This window comes from Nostoc sp. (genome assembly GCF_036919815.1).
In the GTDB taxonomy this organism is placed as follows: Bacteria; Cyanobacteriota; Cyanobacteriia; order Cyanobacteriales; family Nostocaceae; genus Nostoc.
The window spans coordinates 1-20,327 of the sequence record NZ_JBALCE010000094.1 but is presented as its reverse complement, the minus strand read 5'-3'; the positions used below and the strand labels follow the sequence as shown (position 1 = coordinate 20,327).

The window sequence follows — 20,327 nt, the reverse complement described above, 5'->3', positions numbered from 1 at the left end:
AGATGCTCATTAACAGATTGCCATTCTGAACACAACACCAAAAACAATAGTCCAAGAAACTTATGACAAACGTAAAAGTCGAATTAATTGACGTTTATTGCCAAGATACTGAAGATGTGACCGGTGCTGACGATTTTTATCTCATCGGTGGTTTGGTAGGAGGACAAACCACCCGGGGAATTCTGACAACTCCAATTAAAATCAATGATAAGCAAAAGAAATCTTTCAAACCAGACCAAACCGTTTTATTTGAGGGTGAAATCCCACAAGGGCAAAGCGTCAAAGGCGGACTAAAGGCTTACGACGAAGATGCTGCAAAAGACTGGGCTAAGTACGGTGAGACAGTTAAAAAGATTAGTAGTGCTATTTCAGGTGCTATAGCAGCAACAGGTCCACAAGGAGCTGTTGCGGGAACGATACTTTCAGCAGTTACAACCGCAGGAGGCATTCTTGCTAGTTTAGATAAAGATGACTTACTGGGTAGTACCGAATTAGACATTTCCTCCACAGGACCCTCGCATGAAGAGCGAGCCTGGAAAATGTCCAAAAAAAGCGGTACGGGCTGGTCTACCTGGGATTATACACTTACCTATCGTATTAGCCGTTCCTAGAGGACTGATTAATATCAGTATAATCGCCTGATCTGTTAGGGTGCGTTACGAAGAAAGCTAACGCACCTTCTTAACTAGCTATGCGATGTCCACGACGGGCTACGCCTACCCGTCTTTGTTAAGCATTTGAATTGAGACAGCTTTGAATATCTAAAGCGATCGCTGATCTTCGCCTTTGGAAGTGCGATAACTCTTTTTAATTGCAGTCAGTGCGATGTCTACGAAGGGCTACGCCTACGCTTTTGATTTGAATTGAGATTTTGCAGATAGGTTGAGTGCGATCGCGTTTGCGTAGCGTCTCGCAGAAAAGCGTTCCCAACCGTCGTAGGCGATCGCCTTCAGTGAGCAATCTGGGATACAGAGCTACCAAAGCGTAAAACGTGCGGGTAGCTTACCATACAGTAGAATAGGTGAAGTATAGGGCATATTTATAGTAACTATGGCGTAAACTTTTTCAACATAGACACACGACACTAGTTATAATTTCCTATAAGTTGAAAAAACTCTTAAGATTTAGCGTGATTATAACGCTTCTCTCATACCAACTAGCTAACAACCACATTAGGAGGACTATCTATGGCGCTTGTACCACTGCGGCTGCTGTTGGATCACGCAGCTGAAAACGGTTACGGCATCCCAGCTTTCAACGTTAACAATTTGGAGCAGATTCAGGCGATCATGAAGGCTGCTGTCGAGACAGATAGCCCCGTAATTTTGCAAGCTTCACGCGGCGCTCGTAATTATGCAGGAGAAAACTTCTTACGCCACCTAATTTTGGCAGCAGTAGAAACCTATCCTCAGATTCCCATTGTCATGCACCAAGATCATGGTAATGCTCCTTCTACCTGCTACTCAGCAATGAAGAACAACTTCACTAGCGTCATGATGGATGGTTCTTTAGAAGCTGATGCTAAGACCCCCGCAAGCTTCGAGTACAACGTTAGTGTTACCCGCGAAGTTGTAAATGTAGCTCATGCTTTGGGTGTGAGCGTTGAAGGTGAACTCGGTTGTTTGGGTTCTCTAGAAACTGGTGCTGGTGAAGCTGAAGATGGTCACGGGTTTGAGGGTACACTCGACCACTCTCAACTCTTAACTGACCCCGATGAAGCTGTTGACTTCGTAGAAGCAACCCAAGTAGATGCTTTGGCTGTTGCCATTGGCACAAGCCACGGTGCTTATAAGTTTACCCGCAAGCCGACTGGGGAAATTTTGGCAATCAGCCGCATTGAAGAAATTCACCGCCGTTTGCCCAACACCCACTTGGTAATGCACGGTTCCTCCTCTGTACCGGAAGATTTGCTTGCACTGATTAACCAGTATGGTGGTGCAATTCCTGAAACCTACGGCGTACCTGTAGAAGAAATCCAAAAAGGCATCAAGAGCGGTGTACGTAAGGTAAATATTGACACCGATAACCGTTTGGCTATTACGGCTGCTGTACGTGAAGCTTTGGCTAAAAAACCAGAGGAGTTTGACCCCCGTCACTTCCTCAAGCCTTCTATTACATATATGCAGAGGATTTGTACTGAACGCTATCAGCAATTTGGAACGGCTGGCAATGCAAGCAAGATTAAGCAAGTTTCTTTGGAAGATTTTGCTGCTAAGTATGCTAAAGGTGAACTCAACGTTGTTACCAAGGCAGCTGCTAAAGTTTAATTTTGACAGCAAATAAATAGTAGCACTGTGCTACTATACTTCTAAAAGACTGAGGATTCTTATATTGGCATAAACCGGGCGGTTACCCGGTTTTTTGTTTTATTGCCAGGTAATAGGCATTAGTTATTTCCCCCCAGCGCCTAAAATACCCGATGTTGTAAAGAGGGCATTTGACGGCGGACTTGTTCGAGCCTAGTGGGGTTGATTTGGGCGATCGCAATTCCCGGTTTTTCTCCAGCATCGGCTAAAATTACGCCCCAAGGGTCGATTATAACGGCGTGTCCGTGGGTTAGACGGCGAGCGTAGTTATTCCCTGTTTGGGCAGGAGCAATGACGTAGGCGGTATTTTCGATGGCTCTGGCTTGTAGTAGTACTTGCCAGTGATCTTTGCCAGTAAAGGCGGTAAAGGCGGCGGGAATAAAGATCACATCGGCTCCATTCTCTGCCAGATGACGATACAGTTCCGGGAAGCGGACATCATAACAAATAGAAAGCCCTAAATTACCAAGTTTTTCTGAGGAATACACGGGCGGTAATTGCGTACCAGCTACAACGGTGCTGGATTCCCGATAGGTATTGCCGTCAGGGACATCAACATCAAATAGGTGTACTTTGTAGTAGCGGGCAAGTTCTTCACCGTTTGGGTCGATGAGTAGAGTGGTGTTATAAACTTTGCCTGTATTGTCTACTGGAAGTGGAAAGCTGCCGCCCAAGATCGTAATTTGAAAGCGTTGAGCCATTTTTTTGAGAAAATTTTCACTTTCATGAGCGATCGCATCGCCTTGGGCGAGTTTATCTTTTTCTTCTCCCATATAGGAAAAGTTTTCTGGTAAACCTACCAATTGGGCACCTTGACGCACGGCAAGCTCGATTAATTCTTCTGCCTGTGCCAAATTTTTGTGTAGATCGGGCACACTGGTCAATTGAATAGCGGCGGCTAAATAAGACTTCATAGATTCAACAACCAACAGTTGATTTATGGAAGAGAGATTATCAAAATATATCGTTACTTCTAGAAAACTCCTAAAAATATTCGGAATCGCAAACTGTATACAAATGTAAACAAGTTTAAGAGACGGGAATTTCGCGGCTCTCAAACTTGTTTATAAAAATTAACCTCAAGTTAGAACAACATGGATAACTCAAGAGGATTTTATTGCCGATTGAGTTTCAAAGATACTTTTCGAGAGTGGAAGCTAATGTACTTTTAGGCACTGCGCCGACCACCATATCCACTTTTTGTCCACCCTTAAAAATCATTAATGTGGGAATACTGCGGATGCCGTACTGACTAGCAACATTAGGATTTTCATCTGTATTGACTTTTACGACCTTTATTTGACCTTTGTACTGTTCGGATATCTCATCGACAACAGGAGCTACCATACGGCATGGTCCGCACCAGGGTGCCCAAAAGTCAACTAAAACGGGTACATCGCTGTCGAGTACTTCTTGCTTGAAACTAGAATCTGTAACTTGTGCGGCTGTTGACATGCCTAAAACCTTCGCCAATAATATCAGAGCTTGGTGAAAATTCTACCATAGCAAAAACATCAGCTTTGGAGTAGGGGATGTACATTTGCAAAGAAGCTCTCTTATTTTATTTACAAACATAAGGAACCGCCCGAACAATAGTCCGGGCGGAGTGTGGTGTGAGGAGTGAACGGAAACATGCGTCTCCGCTATCTCTATTGTAGGTGACATATCAGATTTTTCCAGCAATTGTTTAGGGGGCTGGAAAAATTTATTCAAGAATTAGGCATTGGGAAGTGGTTATTCTCCTTGTCTCCGTTATGCCGATGCCCCATGCCCTATGCCCCAATTCTATTTCCCCATACCTAATTGTTGAGCTTTTTGGTAAACTTTACCCTCCGTTAATAAGGAAGGCGCAATCACAATTTCCACTTGTTGCATTTCTTTAATATTTTTGACTCCCAAGGTGCCCATGCTCGTCTTTAAGGCTCCTAAAAGATTGTGAGTGCCATCATCTAGTCCGGCTGGCCCAATGAGGATTTGCTCTAGGCTACCAGTGGTGCCAACGCGAATGCGGGTGCCACGAGGCAAGACTGGGCTGGGAGTAGCCATACCCCAATGATAACCTCGTCCTGGGGCTTCGGCGGCTCTGGCAAAGGGGGAACCAATCATCACGCCATCGGCACCGCAGGCGATGCATTTACAAATGTCGCCACCGGTGATTAAACCGCCATCAGCCATAATCGGGATATAGTTGCCAGTTTCCTTGTAGTAATCATCTCGTGCCGCAGCACAATCTGCGATCGCAGTCGCCTGTGGCACACCCACACCCAACACCCCACGAGAAGTACAAGCCGCACCAGGACCAATTCCCACCAGTACCCCAGCCGCCCCAGCTTTCAACAAATTTAAAGTAACTTCATAAGTCACGCAATTCCCCAACACCACGGGGATGGGCATGGAACGGCAAAATTCTGCTAAATCAAGAGGTACTAAAGACTCTGGTGATAGATGTGCAGTAGAAACTACCGTAGCCTGGATAAAAAATAAATCTGCCCCAGCTTTCGCCACAGCCTCACCGTATTTACTTGCACCGGCTGGAGTTGCACTCACCGCCGCAATGCCACCTTGTTGTTTAATTTGCTGAATACGTAGTTCAATTAATTCTGGTTTTATTGGTTCGGCATAGAGTTCTTGCATCAGGGCAACAAATTCATCTTTCCCCACAGAGGCAATTCGATCTAATATTGGCTCTGGGTCAGCATAGCGAGTTTGAATCCCCTCTAAATTGAGGACACCTAATGCTCCTAACTGTGACAAACGTACAGCCATGCGAACATCTACTACGCCATCCATCGCACTGGCAATTATCGGGATTTCTCGCTCAATATTGCCAATCCGCCACTTAGTCTCTGCCAAACTGGGGTCTAGTGTTCTGTTACCGGGGACTAAAGCAATTTCATCTATTCCGTAAGCTCTGCGAGCTGTTTTTCCCCGCCCAAGTTGAATTTCCACGCTTTAATTTTTCTCAAATCTATTTAAGCTAGGGTATCAAATTGTGGAGGGAATTGGGACGTTTTTTTCCCGGAACTACACAGATAAATTGGGCGCATCTCACTTTCGTAGAAAGCCTAAACCTCACCCCAGCCCTCTCCTTAGTAAAGAGAGGGCTGGGGTGAGGTTTCTCTTATGGTGTATTTGCTTTCACTGAGATGCTCACGATAAATTCGAGTTACCCAAGCTGTCACTGAAAACTTTGGTGGACGCAAAGTTTTTACCAAGCAACCAAATGAACAAAAATTGTTAATTGGTTTTTATATTGTATTGTTTGAAAGTTGGTGTTGCGCTAGCTTTTGATAATTGTAGTTTAATGTGTCTGTTATTACTTAGTTAATCTCAAGATTCTTAGCATTAGTTCTCTTAATTTGCCTGTATTGACTTAGGTCAATACAGGCAAATTACCATAAATAATCCCAATTTAGAATAGTTTGTCTTGTTTCAAATCGATAAACCTTCTGAATCTAAAGATTTTCAATTCCAAAATCTAAAATTGGTTTGATTTATTGTTTATTTTTAGCTGCATCTACACCAGTGTAACCAGTCGCTAACCATAGTATCGCTCTAGCTCCATCGCGGATAGATTTTTCGATAGATTCAGGGGGGTTTTCTGAAGGAACTGGCACTGGTTTTAAATAAATACCTCGACTACCCAAAATAATTTCGCCGATGACACAAGCCCGGCGCATATGGAAGTCGGAAGTAATCAAATAAACGCTCTTAATGCCGCGAGATTGCAAATCATCCACCAACGTAGTAAAATTAGTAACTGTATCTACCGCCTCATAGTCAAAGTGTAAACGTTTGGGATCAACACCAGCTTTGGTAAACACTCGTTGGGTGAATCTACGTGGACTACCGCCGCTAATCCAAATAGGTATATTTGGATGCTCACGAACAAATTTTGCTGTAAACTTCTCTCGCTCTAAATGTCTCGTTGAACCACCTAACACTACAACTGCTTGCGGCTGTACAAATTGGTTTTGTACTTCTTTGTATCCCCACCACATGATTAGCGGTAGCACAAAAGCCATAAAACGAAAAGATTTACCTGTAAAGAGTAACTTATTCAAGGCTCGATAACTTAATTTACTGAATCCAAAATTTCCTCTGGTTAGAAGAAAAACAACAATTGATAGTAGAGTAGCAAACTCCTAAAAAATCTGCCCAAATACAAATAGGACTTACGCAAAATGACACGCGCTCTGGGGCAATTCATGTAGCTTTAGCTGACCGCAGGGTATTGCCCCTACAGCGCGATTAAGCGTGTTTGCAGTTTTTCGTCTGATTGATGAATTATCCTAACCTGTATCGGACAATCTATCAAAGGGTTGTAGCAGCTTGTGGGAGAACGCCATTTAGTGGGACTTAAACATTTTTGAGGGATAAACAAGCATCAAACCTATGCAGGGTAAGGGAAATACACTAAATTTTCAAACCCAGATATATCAATAAACCAAGCAAAACGATGTCAAAGTCTTTTTGAATATTGATTTGAGGCTTTTTTCTGGGTGTTTTTTGTCTAAGTCCATAAAAAGATAATTTGTATTTTATCCTATTCATTAGTTGCTGCTTCTAGCCAAACTTCCACATCATCTGTTAGCAACTTCTGTGCAGCATCCAGCATTGATGCTGCGATGTCTTTGAGGTCTTCGCGGTTGTTCAAGTAAGTTTTCAAGGCTTCCATTGGGTCGATGCTGCTACTTGCACTCAATTCAGGAATCCGGGGTCGAGCCAATTGACTGACTAATTCTGCTTGAATGGTGTAGGTATGAGCGAGACTTAAAGCAGTATGTAGCGAGGAACTATCAATTAAATCCATCTGTTCGGAGCGGAGTTTGTAAATTAGCCGCACTACAGCATCTTCAATATCATACTTGGCGATCGCCCTCATTAACACCGCTTGCGGATCATCTGCTTTTGAGACATCCACTTCAATGGTCTGGAAAGTCCTAACTATTAAGGGACAAAATTCCCATTCAGCCCTCCCCCGTTCCAGTTCTAGCATTACATAGCCTTTGTCTTCTTTTTCTTCGCTGAAATCTACCCGCTCAATACTTCCTGGATAAATCACCGGCGGGTTATTGGATTTATTTAGATTCTGGTGGCGGTGGACGTGTCCCAAGGCTACATAATCAAAACAAGGTCGCGTCAGCAAAGATAGGGGGAGCGTAAACCCTTTACCTACTGCCAAAAAGCGTTCTGCACCCAAAGTAGCATTGTCAGCCATCAAGTGAGCCAAAAGGACAGTTGGCACATCAGGGTCAAGACGGCGAATTTCCCCTTCTAGAACAACTCGCAGACGTTCCGTTAACAGTTGGTTGACTTCCGCCAAAGACAAACCTTCAGTCTCTTGGCGAGTCATCAGAGTGGAACGGGTCAGCCAAGGCAGGGTGATTACTTGTACTTTGCCATTACGGGTTTCGATGCAGTGAGTAGTTAATGTATCACCAACAACAAATCCTGGCACTCCCAAGGTGCGATAAATATTTAAACTCGCTCCTCCCTGTCCTTGGGAGTGTTGGTCGTGGTTGCCCACCAATAGCACTGTTGGAATATTGGCATCCATCAGACGGCGAAACTGGCTGGCAAAAGCTTGTTGTACATAAGGCGGTGGTGTCGCATCCGGGAAAGCATCACCACCAAATATCACCATATCAACCGCATCTGTCAGCGCTCGGTCAATACATTTAGATAAGGTATTGACAAAATCCTCCAACCGTGTATTTAATCCAGTTGCGGGATTAATTCGTCCGTGGGAAAAGCCGCTTCCCATATGGATGTCGGAGAGGTGGAGGATTTTGATCATATTTGTCCTTTGTTCTTTGTCTACATATTAATGACAAATGACCAAAGACTAATAACTAAATATGAATTCCACATTCTGTTTTATCACTTCCCCGCCAACGTCCGGCACGTTCGTCTTCGCCTTCGCCGACTTTGGTGGTGATGGGTTGGTCACCAATGCTGGGATAACCTTTGTCGTGTAGAGGGTTGTAGATGACTCCATGTTCAGCCACGTAAACCCAGCTGTCTTGGCGTGTCCAAGTGGCTATGGGATTTACTTTCAGCCGACCTTTACCATCTAATTCAAATATGGGCATATTCCCACGGGTTACTGCTTGATCACGGCGGCGTCCAGTTATCCAAGCGACGCTGTTGAGTTCGTCTAGACCCCGTAGCAGTGGTTCAATTTTTGTAATGTGGTGGAATTGAGCAATATCCTTGTCCCAGAGTTTTTCGCCGTGCTTGGCTTCAAAGGCTTCGCGGGTGTCTAGTTCTGGAGTTTTGTAAGTTTGCAAATCGAGGTTGTAGATTTGTTTGGCTTTAGCTACTAATTCTAGGCTTTCAGGGAAGTGGTGCAAGGTGTCCAGAAAGATTACAGGAACGGGATGCTTCAGTTCACTGTAAAGAATATGGGTAATTATCATGTCATCCACATTAAAGGCGCTGGTTTGCACCAGTCCCGTTGGGATATTTTCTATAGACCATGCCAGTATTTCTTTGGGAGTGGCAGTTTCAAATTGCTCATTTAATTTCTCTAAGTCAAAAGCGATCGCTTGGTTTCTAGATGCCGTGGAGACTGTCATGATAATCTTCTGTTCAAATATTTTTACCTTGATTAATATTGATCTTATCCCATAAAGGCGCCTATTCCGCTCGGAGATAAGGTAATTATTCTGTTCGGTAATTACTACATTCTGAGGATGAGGGTATTCGGCATTGGTCAGTAAAAATCATTACATAAGTAAAAATCACAGTATTTACTAAGAAACTTTACGGTAATTTAAGTTTTGCAGGACTTTTCTGGATATTTATACTGAGTTTGATATGGTTAAGGAACTATTAACAAAAAGGATTTTACTTAAATGAACAATTCACAATTGCCCAACGCTTTAGGACAATCTCTAATTATGGGCGCTTTAATGATGTTGACCAGTGTTAGCATTATTACAATAATGAACTTTTTCTAAGATTAAAAATTTCTAATTTTAGCAATAAAACTTTACAAAGTCCCGCTCAAAACTGAGTGGGACTTTTACTTTTCTGCTCCACATATATCGGTGTATATTAAACCTCTTCTGTGACTTTCGGCAGAGAATAATTCAAGACTTACGTATTGACAGGAATTTGACTATTAGACATAGGAGTGAAAAAGAATGTAGAAAGACGTAGCAATGCTAAGTCTCTACAAGGGTTCTATGTAAGGTATATTTTTATACCAAATGTCTATTGTCCGATTTTGCAGGTATCCCGGCTGAACCCGCTCAAAGAGCTTGCCTCAACAAATAACTAAACTTAGTACGATTCCATTCTGGCGTTGATGTTAGTTTTGTAGCCAGTTAGGGAAAACTATTATAGCTATACATGGTACTTAATTAAGAGATTTTGGGGTGTCCCTGACTTTCGCTTAACTAAGCGACATTGATGCTTATCCTATCTAAATATCCAGTAAATAACACCATCATGGTTCATATATCTTTGATCGACAACCAAATACAATCCTTAGAATTATCGATTGAGCGCGATCACTTTCTGCGTACAATAATTCGAGAATTGGCTGGAACCTTACAAGATGTTGTTGGGATTGAAGAGGCAGCGGGCTTTTTGAATGTGGTTGGCTATCGAACAGGTCAACATGTCAATCAGCAATACCAGAACGCTTTGCAACTGTCAAATCTTTCTCGGGAGCAGGTAACTGCCGTCCTCATAGATTGGAAACGCCGGATTCAAGGCGACTTTTACGTGATTGAAGAAACTGATGAGAAGATCGTTTTAGGCAATCGCAAATGCCCCTTTGCAGAACAGGTAGAAGGGCGCGAAGCCATGTGCGTTATGACATCTAATATTTTTGGCGCGATCGCAGCCGACAATCTCGGCTACGCTAGAGTCGAGTTACAAGACACGATTGCTAGAGGCGCGCAGGAATGCAAAATCGTCATTTATCTCAAACCTAGCGGAGTATTAGACGAGTTTCCAGCACAGGAATACTTCAAAGCATAGTAACAGCGTTAAGGGGGACATTTGCAAACTATAACCTTCTTTCTGTAATATGTCCTGGCTGAAGTTCATCCCCCAAAGCATAGTTAAGCCTCTTTATTTTTACCCCGTCAGTGCTACGAGCAATGGTAAAGATCCCTGCTTCAATGCCTGAAGATCGATGACACCTGATCAATTTTTAACGTTTGCCCAGACTTTACCAGAACCTCTGCTTCTTGTGACTAGCGGAGGTGAAATTTTGGCAGTCAATCAACCTGCTGCCAGACTTTTTGGCAAGACAAGTAAAGCACTCATTGGTCAACGTATTACCGAGTTTGTCACTGATTCTTCAGAGAAGATCATCGACTATCTTCGAGTTTGCTCCCAAAGTCGTCAAATGATTTTAGGAGCTTTAACCATCCACCAAGCCCAGGGAGAGGGAATTGCTTGTCGTAGTGAAGGAGCTGTGATCCAACCGCGATCGCCAGAAAGTCCAGCCATCAATTTACTGCGCTTAGAAAAGCGAACGAGTAATCAATTCGTTGTCCTTAACCAAAAAATTCATGCGCTGAGTAAAGAAATTCAACAGCGCCAATACCTTCAGGTAGAACTCGCACAATCGAATGAAACCTTAAAACAAACTCTGATCAAACTGCAAAATGCCGTTGAAGCCGTTCAAACAGAAAAGATGTCTGGGCTAGGACAGTTAGTTGCAGGGATTGCCCATGAAATTAATAATCCGGTTAGCTTTATTCATGGAAATCTGACCTATGCGAGTGAATACTATGATTCATTACTGAAACTGATTCACCTCTATCAGCAAGAATACCCCAATCCGAGCCTAGTGATTCAGCAGGAAATTGAAGCCCTGGATCTTGATTTTATTCAAAAGGATATTAAAAAATTACTCCACTCAATGGAGACAGGTTCCGAGCGGATTAGCGAGATTGTTAAATCTTTCCGAAACTTCTCTCGATTAGACGAAGCAACATTCAAAGCAGTTAATATTCATGAGGGTTTAGAGGCTGCATTGATGATTTTACAAAGTCGCCTCAACCCTAGCGGGCGGCATTCTGGTATTGAAGTGATTAAGGACTATGGAGAATTGCCTTGGGTTTCTTGTTCTCCTGGACAACTCAATCAAGTGTTTATGAATCTCCTGAATAATGCGATCGATGCTTTAGAACAAGCTGAACAAGTGCGATCGCCAGAATCAATGCAAAATTATCCTAGTCGGATCTGGATTTGCACAGAGAAACTAAATGATCACTACATTGGAATTCGCATCAAGGATAATGGTAGCGGAATCTCCGCCGAGATTCATCATCAGATATTTAATCCCTTCTTCACTACTAAGCCAGTCGGCAAAGGGACAGGATTAGGATTATCGATTTGTTACCAAATCATCGAGAGCCATCATGGTCGAATTAATGTGATATCTGAGCAAGCTTGGGGAACTGAATTTAGTATTGAGTTACCCATTGTTTACTGATCAAAACTGTACTATAGGAGTCATATTTTATTTTTGAAATATACGTAGGGGAGCCAGTGCGTTGCGGTGAGGGGGTCGCAGTCTTCTCTACGAGAGGCTGCGCCAAGGCGCTTGGCGTCGATTGCGATAGCGTAGCGTTAGCGACCGGAGCGTCACCCCCGAACCCGAAGGGAGGTTCCCAATGCTCGGTGACTCGAAGGATCTGCGCTATCCGTTGTAGCAACTGGCGTTATGTTATGCCGTAGGCTAAAGCACTAAAACCTTGAGGTGGTACGTTACCGAAGCCGTAACACAGCGCCAGTCAGATCAAGTCGGGAAACCCTTTCGGTAGTTATATACCATTTAATTCTGAAGTTGCATCTGATTGTAGGTGCGATCGCTATTTACTTTACCCCTAATGACTGACTGGCGCTTTCGCTCCTGCACCGCCTTTACCCAGGAATAATAACAGGGGTAATGAGCAAAGGAATGCCACGCCTACGACTCGAAAGCAATCTGCGTAAGATAAAACAGCAGCTTGGGTATTTACTGTTTGACTTAATAAAGCTAGTGCTTGTTGTTGAGCCGTTGTCACATCCATGCCTTGACTTTGGAGCGCCCCGTTGAGTGCATCGAGTCGCTGATTGGTTTCTGGATCATAAGGACTAAGTTTTGTTAACAGGATGGCTCGATGAAAAGCTTCTCGTCGATCAAGCAGAGTAGTAAGTAGGGCAATACCGATGCTACCACCTAGTTGTCGGGTGAGGTTATAGAAACCAGAGCCAGCAGAAACATCTTGTTTGGGTAGCGGGCCTAAAACTGCCAAACTTAAGGGGAGAAACATCAACACAGTAAAAGCCCCACGCCATACTAATGGCCAAAATAAATCATCTGTGCCGGTTTGTGGGGTAATTGTTGCTAGTTGAAACATGACTCCAGATGAGCCGACAGCGCCTATTGCAATTAAAAATCGGGCATCAATTTTACTAGAGAATTTGCCTAATAAAATCATCACGATCGCAGATGCTAAAGCCCCAGGTGCTAACAATAATCCTGTCTGCGTTGCCGTAAAGTGCAGCACACTTTGAGCAAATATCGGCACAGCAAAGAGTGTGCCATAAAGCCCCATACCCACCACTGCTGAAAGAACGCTTCCGGCAGCTAAAGATCGGTGACGCAAAACTCTCAAATCTACAGCCGGATGATCTGTTTTCAGTTCTCGCCAAATAAACAACCCCAAGCCGATAATACTAGCGATCGCTAACGTGGTGATGAAATTGGAGGAAAACCAGTCGTCTGTCTCTCCTTCCTCTAACAAAGTTTGCATACAGCCAATAGCAACCACCAAAAATCCAATCCCGAACCAATCGACGGCTTGGCTTTGTGTCTCTTTCTTGTCTTTATCTTTGGGCAAAAATGCCAAAGACATCGCCACTGCAATGATCCCGAAGGGAATATTCACAAAGAAAATCCACCGCCAGCCCAAACCATCTACTAAGAATCCCCCTAAAGTTGGGCCAATTGCTGGGCCAGAAATTACACCTATCCCAAAAACTGCCTGGGCGAATCCCTGTTCAGCAGGTGGAAAAGTCTCGAACAAAATCGCTTGTGCTTTAGCTAGCAACCCGCCACCACATAAACCTTGAAGAATTCGAGAAATAACTAGCATCGGTAAATTCAATGCCAACCCACATAAAACCGAGGCCAGGGTAAAGCCAATCAACGAGAAGATGAAGTAGGTTTTGCGTCCAAAGTAATCTCCCAGCCATGCAGATAAGGGAATTAAAACGACATTTGCGATCGCATATCCTGTCACCACCCAACCTACTTCACTGACTGTTGCACCCAAGCTGGCTTGGATATCCGTCAGGGCAACGTTCACAATACTAGTATCAATTACTTCTAAGATTGCACCAAGAGAAGCCGTTAAAGCGATCGCCCACTTCAATGGCCCCTGGACATAACCAAATTGGTCAAAAGTTGAACGTTTAATGTTGGTAGCCATTGTTAGGACAAAGCTAAAATTAAGTATTGTATATATACGCTACGGTAGCGTATCATATAGAAACGGTCAAGAGAGACTTGAATAAAAAGTGGCAGAAATACTTATGCTAAAGATGGATGGTCACTGCTGCTGTTTTCGTGCATGAGAACTGGGTTATAGGGTTTATTTGTTTCCCATAGGCTATGTTCTAAGCCCAAAGGTAGAAGCAAATTGCCAAGAAGATATTGCTTAGGGATGATATTTTTATGAGTAAGCAAATCAACAGCCCGTCTGGACGCCCACGCAGCATCTACGCTGACCAAGCTATTCTGCAAGCGACTTTGGATCTGCTTGCAGAGGTAGGATATCAAAGTATGAGTATAGAAGCGATCGCTTCCCGTGCTGGAGTTGGTAAAACGACCATCTATCGGCGTTACACTTCCAAAGAAGAACTAGTTGCAGACGCTATAGAAAGTCTGAGAGATGATTTAGCGATCCCCGATAGTGGCAGCTTTTGGGGAGACATGGATATCCTAATCAATAATGCCGCTAAAAAAATACATAGTCCCCTTGGTCGTCAGACACTCGCGCTAATCATTAGTACAGCGTCTAGCAATCCTCAGTTTGCAGAGGTCTATTGGACAAAATATACCAAACTCCGACGTGAAGCCTTTGCTAAAATACTTGAGCGTGCCAAGTCTAGAGGCGAAATTCACAAGGATGCAGACGTAGACTTAATTATCGATCTTGTGAGCGGGTCACTATATTATGCACTGATCTTCAAACCCACAGCCGAGCCAGTAGAAGCGTATATGCGCCGTACAATGAATCTTCTTCTCAAAGGTATTGGGAATGAGGCATAGGGCATAGGGCATGGGGAAGAGTTTTTCTAATTCCTGTACAGACGCGATTAATCGCGTCTCTCCTAACTGCCCAATTCCCAATTCCCAACTTGTTGCCAAAATAACTTTCCAGTATAGGTCATAAATGAGATGATGGAATAATTAGAGAAAAAGGTAAATAATTGTTATTTTTCTCCCTCCGCTTCTGGTTGCAGAATAGCATCACAGTATTGAATCAGGATTATCAAGCGATCGCTAATCGTTTGAAGTCTCGTTTGTGCAGTAGATGCTTGCCGCGCTCCTTGCAAAAACATCACATCTATTTCCAACAGGCGCAATTGCTTGCTCATTTCCGTTTGATAAGACTGCACTCGCCAGTCTTCTCCTTGCAAAGAGGCTTCTCTACCAGAGGCTTCTCTACCAGAGGCTTCGCCAACGCCAACGCCAACGCCAACATCAGCCAAAGGCACAATTTGTTGCCTAAAGAATTGCTGCAACGAGGCTACACGTTGCCGCAGTTCGGGTGCAACAATTTGCGTAGTTGTGGCATCGGAGCGTAATTGCTCTAGTAAGGTTACGAATGCCTGATATTTTTCACGATTTAAAGACATCTAGTGGTAGTTAAGATAGTATTAATGTCAAGTAATTTTTCTTCTACAATAAACTTTACTTAATCGTTTATCAGCACTAAAAGCCTCAAATCGTGATTTGAGGCTTTGTTTGCCATCAATCGATTTTGAAATTTATGATCCTTGAAACTAAAACTGGATAACTACCAGACGCTCCGGCGTCGCTCTAAGCGAAGCTATCGGCAATTCGAGAATCATCCTAACACTGTTTTTTTTGAGCGACAGCATCTTTTCAGGGCGATGCTGGTAGTTTTATTTATCTTTCACTTATCTACCAATCCTCTCTAAACCCAATTGTATGAGCAGTATAGCGATAAATTCATCAGCCGATCTAGCCATTCCAGAATGGTTAAAAAAATGTTTGAAGGAGTCATCGACAACTAACGGCGCAGCCGAAGATGACCGTAGGTATAATGATACCGTCTTAATTGGTCGAGCATTTGAATTTGCTTACCAACTGCATCAAGGTCAATACCGCAAATCTGGAGAAGCATACATTGCTCATCCCATTGCTGTAGCTGATTTGCTGCGTGACTTGGGGGGGAGTGCTGCTATGATAGCAGCTGGATTTCTTCATGATGTAGTTGAAGATACAGAAGTTACCAGTGAAGACATAGAACAGCACTTTGGTCCAGAAGTCCGGCAATTGGTCGAAGGTGTCACCAAGCTTTCTAAAATCAATTTCACCAGCAAAACCGAAAGCCAAGCCGAAAACTTCCGGCGGATGTTTTTGGCAATGGCGCAAGATATTCGGGTAATTGTGGTGAAATTGGCAGACCGTTTGCATAATATGCGAACTTTACAATATATGTCAGAGGCCAGCCGCCGCCGCAGTGCCCAAGAAACGCGAGATATTTTCGCACCCTTAGCCAACCGCTTGGGGATTTGGCGGATTAAATGGGAACTGGAAGATTTGGCTTTTAAGTATTTGGAACCGGAAGCTTTTCGCCAAATGCAGGAACTTGTTTCTGAAAAACGGACGGCGCGAGAAGAGAAATTAGCCAAAGCTACAGACATTTTGCGGGAACGTTTACAGCAAACCGGGATCAATTTTCAGGATATCAGTGGTCGTCCCAAGCACCTTTATAGCATTTACCAAAAAATGCATCGGCAGCAAAAGGAATTTCATGAAATTTACGATTTGGCCGCGCTGCGAATTATTGTCCAAAGCAATGAGGAATGCTATCGGGCATTGGCGGTGGTTCATGATGCTTTTCGGCCAATTCCTGGGAGATTTAAGGACTATATTGGACTGCCAAAACCTAACCGTTACCAGTCATTGCATACTGGGGTGATTGGCCTAACTGGTCGTCCTTTAGAGGTGCAAATTCGGACAATCGAAATGCATCATATCGCCGAGTATGGGATTGCCGCCCATTGGAAATACAAAGAAACAGGAGGTTCTAGTATTAGCCATTTGACAGCGACAGATGACAAGTTTACTTGGCTGCGGCAGCTGCTGGAATGGCAAACTGATCTCAAGGATGCACAAGAATATCTTGACAGTGTAAAAGACAATCTATTTGAAGATGATGTCTATGTCTTCACCCCTAAGGGGGATGTTGTTCCTTTAAGTCCCGGTTCTACGACTGTAGATTTTGGTTATCGCATTCATACCGAAGTCGGGAACCACTGTTCAGGGGCGCGGGTGAATGGGCGGATGGTTCCACTGTCAACGCGGCTGCAAAATGGCGATATTGTAGAGGTTCTTACCCAAAAGAACTGCCATCCGAGTTTAGATTGGTTGAACTTTGTCAGGACTTCGGCGGCGAAATATCGGATAAAACAATGGTACAAGCGATCGCGCCGGGAAGAAAATGTTGCGCGTGGACGGGAATTGTTAGAAAAGGAACTTGGTAAAACTGGTTTTGATAGTTTGCTGAAGTCGGATGCAATGGAGACTGTCGCCGAAAAGTGTAACTACCATAGCGTGGAAGATTTACTTGCTGGTTTGGGTTATGGTGAAGTGACGTTGAACTTAGTATTAAATCGTTGGCGAGAAGTAGCGAAGGGACAACAAGCAGTTTCCACTGTGCCGCTATTTATCCCCAAAGAACCAACTACATCAAAAGCTTTGCGAGATGTACCTGTAACTACCTCCCGCTCCACATATTCGCCAATTGTTGGGGTGGAGGGTTTGGTGTATTATTTAGCTGGGTGTTGTACCCCGATTCCTGGCGAACCAATTATTGGTGTGGTGACGCGAGGTAGGGGGATTTCGATTCATCGCCAAGGCTGCCATAATCTGGAGAGTGTGGAGTATGAGCGTTTAGTACCAGTTAGGTGGAACCCAAGCGCCGAAAATAGTGGTCGTCCGCACACTTATCCAGTGGATGTGCAAATTGAAGCCCTTGACCGCGTAGGGGTGCTAAAGGATATTTTGTCACGGTTGAGTGACCAAGGGATCAATGTCCGCCATGCCCAGGTGAAAACTTCTATTGGTCAACCTGCATTGATCGACTTAGGAATAGATATACGCGATCGCTCTCAACTAGAGCAAGTGTTTGTCCAAATTAAGAAAATGAGCGACATTTTGAATATCCACCGCGTTGGTCAAATTGACGAATAACGCGGTGTGCAACTTTCTCTCAAACCTAACCCCCAACCCCTTCCCTATAAGGCTATCCATTAGTCACATCTTTCTTAACATTGCTGTAAGGCATACTCAGAGCGAGTGACAGCACTAAATAATGGCAGCAAAGTTGACAAAAAAAACAGAGAATATATCAGATAGATATGGATGGAGGTGGCATCGGAGGCGATCGTTAACTACTTTTCTTGAGATGAGGAATCAGAGTGAAGAAGTTTCCAGGTAGCAGCAATATCGTGTAATCGCCGCAACCCACGCCAAATGGTTTTCACCCCAGGTTCACCATCGCCTTTGCGACCCAAAAAACCACCAAGACGAGCAATCAATCCGTACTGCTTGGCGTAAAGATGGTGGATGAACTGGTGGGATAGGATTTTTATTGATAGTGGCACACAAGGATTGCCATTCGCTCTTTTCTAAAACTGTGCCACATGGTTGGTCGGGATTAACTCGTGCTTCATAAGTCAGCCATAATAAACGCCATGCCACAATTGAGTAGGTGGCTAACGCCATATTTATGCGACGAACCGCTATAATTCCAGAAGGTAAGTAGCTATCGGCAGCAGAAATACTTTGTTTTTACTCATAGTTAGGACTTACGCATTGACAGGAATGACCAAATGATTTGAAAAACTATATCTATCGTAGGGGTAATTCATGAATTGCCCCTACTGCGCGGGTCTATTTACTATCAAAGAATGATTCATAAAAATCTGAAACGACGTATTTACGTTGATACACAACATAATTCTTTTGTACAGTGCGTAAGTCTTAATGGTAGGAAAGCTCTTAAAATTACGAATTACGAATTACGAATTACGAATTATGTTGAATCAGAGGAATCTTAATCACAAACTCAGCGCCTTGTCCTGGCTGTGAAATACATTCTAAGGAACCGCCATGTCTTTCTCTAATGATCTGGTAGCTGATGGCAAGCCCCATACCCGTACCTTTGCCGATGGGCTTGGTGGTAAAGAAGGGGTTAAATAGTTGTTTCTTAACATCTTCTGGTATTCCCAATCCATTGTCAGTAATCCTAATTGTTACCTGATTTGGCTCTTGTAGTTGGGTGCAAATGCGAATTGTTGAAATTGGGCATTGGGCATTAGGCACTTGTACTGAGCGTTGCCGTTGGCGCAGCCTCTCGTAGAGAAGTATTGGAAATTGGTTATTCCCCTTGTCTCCCTGATCCCCCTCATCCCCATTACCCCTTATCCCCAGAGGGGGCCTCACCTTCCCCACTCCCTCTTCTAAAGCATCGATCGCATTTGACAAAATATTCATGAATACTTGGTTTAGCTGCCCAGTGTAACATTGAACCAGTGGTAGTTTAGCGTATTCTTTGATTATTTCAATTGTCGGGCGCTGGTCATTCCCCTTGAAGCGGCTTTGCAAAATCATCAGAGTACTGTCGATTCCTTCATGGATATCAACGGCTTTCATTTCGGCTTCATCTAAGCGTGAAAAAGTTCGCAAGGAAAGCACAATCTCTCGAATGCGGTCTGCCCCAACTTTCATCGAACTGATTATTTGTAGCAAATCTGATTTCAAAAAGTCCAGTTCGATTAGTTCTGCAAAATCCTCAATTTCTGGCACAGGTTGGGGATAATGACTTTGGTAGAGTTGCAAAAGTGAAAGTAAATCTTGGGTGTATTCCTTGGCAGGGTTGAGGTTGCCATAGATAAAATTGACCGGGTTATTGATTTCGTGTGCCACTCCTGCGACTAATTGACCCAAGCTGGACATCTTTTCACTTTGAATTAACTGAGTCTGGGTGTGTTGAAGTTCGCGGAGTGTTTCCTTGAGGTCTTGGGCTTGTTGTCGTAGTTGCGCTTCCGACTTTAGTAGGGCTTCCTTGGCTTCTTTACGTTCTGTGATGTCCCTAACAACAGCTACCCGACAGAAAGGCTCTCCTGTTTCAGGATGTTTAACTATAAATAGGCTGCAATCAGTGGGAATTTCTATACACGTTTGAAAATTTCTATGGCGAAACTCGCCTTGCCAGAAACCATGTTGAGACATCAAAGGAATAATTTGCTCTCTCAACTCTGCAAAAGCTTCTGGTGAATGAAAATCAACCAAGAATTTGGTTTTGGCTGCTTCCAGGCTACTAAGTCCCACCATCTTCAGTCCGGCAGGGTTCACATAGAGAATTTGCCCTTCCATTGAAGCAATGCCAATAAAGTCGCTACTGTTTTCAATCAACGCGACAAATTTTTGCTGTTCTTCTTCAGATCGTTTGCGTTCTGTGATGTCTAACACCATCGACGCAACGCCAATCACCTGACCATCAGGAGCGACTAACGGGTTATTATACCACTCACAGACGATCGTCTTACAATCTTTAGTGACATTCTCGTTGACACTAAAACTTCCTGCACGTTGGGTTAACAGGGCGGTGATAATCTGATTTACGTGCTTTCTAGCGTTTTCAGGTACTATAGGAATCATATTTGATTTCTGAAAAAGTGTACGAGATAATACGGGGGATATATCTGTCTAAGAGCGAACAATGATAGACCAGCATCTACAAT

General features: G+C 43.7%; 16 protein-coding genes and 1 pseudogene. 6 read left to right on the top strand and 11 right to left on the bottom strand.

The window, feature by feature from the left end; translation table 11 throughout:
• The first annotated feature begins 62 nt into the window (after positions 1 to 62).
• Positions 63 to 611: a hypothetical protein gene (locus V7K15_RS22170; RefSeq protein ID WP_334908813.1), complete on the top strand. Its 549-nt coding sequence runs from the start codon at positions 63 to 65 to the stop codon at positions 609 to 611.
• 196 nt (positions 612 to 807) lie between these two features.
• Here the strand turns inward: V7K15_RS22170 and V7K15_RS22165 are convergent, their stop codons facing one another.
• A complete protein-coding gene (locus V7K15_RS22165) occupies positions 808 to 981 on the bottom strand; it encodes a hypothetical protein (RefSeq protein ID WP_334908811.1) in 174 nt (57 codons plus the stop codon).
• 206 nt (positions 982 to 1,187) lie between these two features.
• Here V7K15_RS22165 and fba point away from each other — a divergent pair, with 206 nt between their 5' ends.
• Positions 1,188 to 2,267 (top strand): class II fructose-bisphosphate aldolase, encoded by a 1,080-nt coding sequence (fba, locus tag V7K15_RS22160; RefSeq protein ID WP_334908809.1) that lies wholly within the window; start codon positions 1,188 to 1,190, stop codon positions 2,265 to 2,267.
• 140 nt (positions 2,268 to 2,407) lie between these two features.
• Here fba and V7K15_RS22155 read toward each other — a convergent pair whose 3' ends face one another.
• The 6 genes from V7K15_RS22155 to cysH form a co-directional block, all read right to left on the bottom strand.
• Positions 2,408 to 3,220 (bottom strand): carbon-nitrogen hydrolase family protein, encoded by an 813-nt coding sequence (locus V7K15_RS22155; protein ID WP_334908807.1) that lies wholly within the window; start codon positions 3,218 to 3,220, stop codon positions 2,408 to 2,410.
• A gap of 217 nt (positions 3,221 to 3,437) precedes the next feature.
• Entirely contained in the window at positions 3,438 to 3,761 is a 324-nt protein-coding gene (trxA, locus tag V7K15_RS22150; RefSeq protein ID WP_265275256.1) for a thioredoxin, read from the bottom strand.
• Positions 3,762 to 4,091: 330 nt separating this feature from the next.
• Positions 4,092 to 5,255: a GuaB3 family IMP dehydrogenase-related protein gene (locus tag V7K15_RS22145; protein ID WP_334908805.1), complete on the bottom strand. Its 1,164-nt coding sequence runs from the start codon at positions 5,253 to 5,255 to the stop codon at positions 4,092 to 4,094.
• A 545-nt stretch (positions 5,256 to 5,800) separates the two neighbouring features.
• A complete protein-coding gene (locus V7K15_RS22140) occupies positions 5,801 to 6,331 on the bottom strand; it encodes a YdcF family protein (RefSeq protein WP_334908995.1) in 531 nt (176 codons plus the stop codon).
• Positions 6,332 to 6,852: 521 nt separating this feature from the next.
• Positions 6,853 to 8,106 carry an exonuclease SbcCD subunit D gene (locus V7K15_RS22135; protein WP_334908803.1) on the bottom strand — a complete coding sequence of 418 codons (1,254 nt, stop codon included), beginning with the start codon at positions 8,104 to 8,106 and terminating at the stop codon, positions 6,853 to 6,855.
• A 55-nt stretch (positions 8,107 to 8,161) separates the two neighbouring features.
• Positions 8,162 to 8,887: a phosphoadenosine phosphosulfate reductase gene (gene cysH / locus V7K15_RS22130; RefSeq protein WP_334908801.1), complete on the bottom strand. Its 726-nt coding sequence runs from the start codon at positions 8,885 to 8,887 to the stop codon at positions 8,162 to 8,164.
• Positions 8,888 to 9,764: 877 nt separating this feature from the next.
• On the opposite strand from cysH, the gene V7K15_RS22125 reads away from it, so the two are divergent.
• The gene (locus tag V7K15_RS22125; RefSeq protein WP_334908993.1) at positions 9,765 to 10,301 is read left to right on the top strand and encodes a methanogen output domain 1-containing protein; all 537 of its coding nucleotides are present in this window, start codon (positions 9,765 to 9,767) and stop codon (positions 10,299 to 10,301) included.
• A gap of 157 nt (positions 10,302 to 10,458) precedes the next feature.
• Positions 10,459 to 11,769 (top strand): ATP-binding protein, encoded by a 1,311-nt coding sequence (locus V7K15_RS22120; RefSeq protein WP_334908798.1) that lies wholly within the window; start codon positions 10,459 to 10,461, stop codon positions 11,767 to 11,769.
• A gap of 394 nt (positions 11,770 to 12,163) precedes the next feature.
• Here V7K15_RS22120 and V7K15_RS22115 read toward each other — a convergent pair whose 3' ends face one another.
• A complete protein-coding gene (locus V7K15_RS22115) occupies positions 12,164 to 13,753 on the bottom strand; it encodes a DHA2 family efflux MFS transporter permease subunit (protein ID WP_334908796.1) in 1,590 nt (529 codons plus the stop codon).
• Positions 13,754 to 13,998: 245 nt separating this feature from the next.
• On the opposite strand from V7K15_RS22115, the gene V7K15_RS22110 reads away from it, so the two are divergent.
• Positions 13,999 to 14,595: a TetR/AcrR family transcriptional regulator gene (locus tag V7K15_RS22110; protein ID WP_334908793.1), complete on the top strand. Its 597-nt coding sequence runs from the start codon at positions 13,999 to 14,001 to the stop codon at positions 14,593 to 14,595.
• A gap of 164 nt (positions 14,596 to 14,759) precedes the next feature.
• On the opposite strand, the gene patD is transcribed toward V7K15_RS22110, so the two are convergent.
• Positions 14,760 to 15,185 (bottom strand): heterocyst frequency control protein PatD, encoded by a 426-nt coding sequence (patD, locus tag V7K15_RS22105; protein WP_334908790.1) that lies wholly within the window; start codon positions 15,183 to 15,185, stop codon positions 14,760 to 14,762.
• A gap of 316 nt (positions 15,186 to 15,501) precedes the next feature.
• Here patD and V7K15_RS22100 point away from each other — a divergent pair, with 316 nt between their 5' ends.
• Positions 15,502 to 17,772, top strand: a complete 2,271-nt coding sequence (locus tag V7K15_RS22100) for a RelA/SpoT family protein (RefSeq protein ID WP_334908788.1) — start codon at positions 15,502 to 15,504, stop codon at positions 17,770 to 17,772.
• Between the two features lie 200 nt (positions 17,773 to 17,972).
• On the opposite strand, the pseudogene V7K15_RS22095 reads toward V7K15_RS22100, so the two are convergent.
• Positions 17,973 to 18,318 (bottom strand): annotated as a pseudogene (locus tag V7K15_RS22095) (IS4 family transposase); the annotation flags it as partial.
• A gap of 291 nt (positions 18,319 to 18,609) precedes the next feature.
• Positions 18,610 to 20,244, bottom strand: a complete 1,635-nt coding sequence (locus V7K15_RS22090) for a PAS domain-containing sensor histidine kinase (protein WP_334908786.1) — start codon at positions 20,242 to 20,244, stop codon at positions 18,610 to 18,612.
• Between the last annotated feature and the right edge of the window lie 83 nt (positions 20,245 to 20,327).

Bases quoted from the DNA above. Each gene is read 5' to 3' on its own strand.
- V7K15_RS22170 (WP_334908813.1), top strand. From the start codon at position 63: ATGACAAACGTAAAAGTCGAATTAATTGACGTTTATTGCCAAGATACT.
- fba (WP_334908809.1), top strand. From the start codon at position 1,188: ATGGCGCTTGTACCACTGCGGCTGCTGTTGGATCACGCAGCTGAAAAC.
- V7K15_RS22155 (WP_334908807.1), bottom strand. From the start codon at position 3,220: ATGAAGTCTTATTTAGCCGCCGCTATTCAATTGACCAGTGTGCCCGAT.
- trxA (WP_265275256.1), bottom strand. From the start codon at position 3,761: ATGTCAACAGCCGCACAAGTTACAGATTCTAGTTTCAAGCAAGAAGTA.
- V7K15_RS22140 (WP_334908995.1), bottom strand. From the start codon at position 6,331: ATGGCTTTTGTGCTACCGCTAATCATGTGGTGGGGATACAAAGAAGTA.
- V7K15_RS22135 (WP_334908803.1), bottom strand. From the start codon at position 8,106: ATGATCAAAATCCTCCACCTCTCCGACATCCATATGGGAAGCGGCTTT.
- cysH (WP_334908801.1), bottom strand. From the start codon at position 8,887: ATGACAGTCTCCACGGCATCTAGAAACCAAGCGATCGCTTTTGACTTA.
- V7K15_RS22125 (WP_334908993.1), top strand. From the start codon at position 9,765: ATGGTTCATATATCTTTGATCGACAACCAAATACAATCCTTAGAATTA.
- V7K15_RS22120 (WP_334908798.1), top strand. From the start codon at position 10,459: ATGACACCTGATCAATTTTTAACGTTTGCCCAGACTTTACCAGAACCT.
- V7K15_RS22115 (WP_334908796.1), bottom strand. From the start codon at position 13,753: ATGGCTACCAACATTAAACGTTCAACTTTTGACCAATTTGGTTATGTC.
- V7K15_RS22110 (WP_334908793.1), top strand. From the start codon at position 13,999: ATGAGTAAGCAAATCAACAGCCCGTCTGGACGCCCACGCAGCATCTAC.
- patD (WP_334908790.1), bottom strand. From the start codon at position 15,185: ATGTCTTTAAATCGTGAAAAATATCAGGCATTCGTAACCTTACTAGAG.
- V7K15_RS22100 (WP_334908788.1), top strand. From the start codon at position 15,502: ATGAGCAGTATAGCGATAAATTCATCAGCCGATCTAGCCATTCCAGAA.
- V7K15_RS22090 (WP_334908786.1), bottom strand. From the start codon at position 20,244: ATGATTCCTATAGTACCTGAAAACGCTAGAAAGCACGTAAATCAGATT.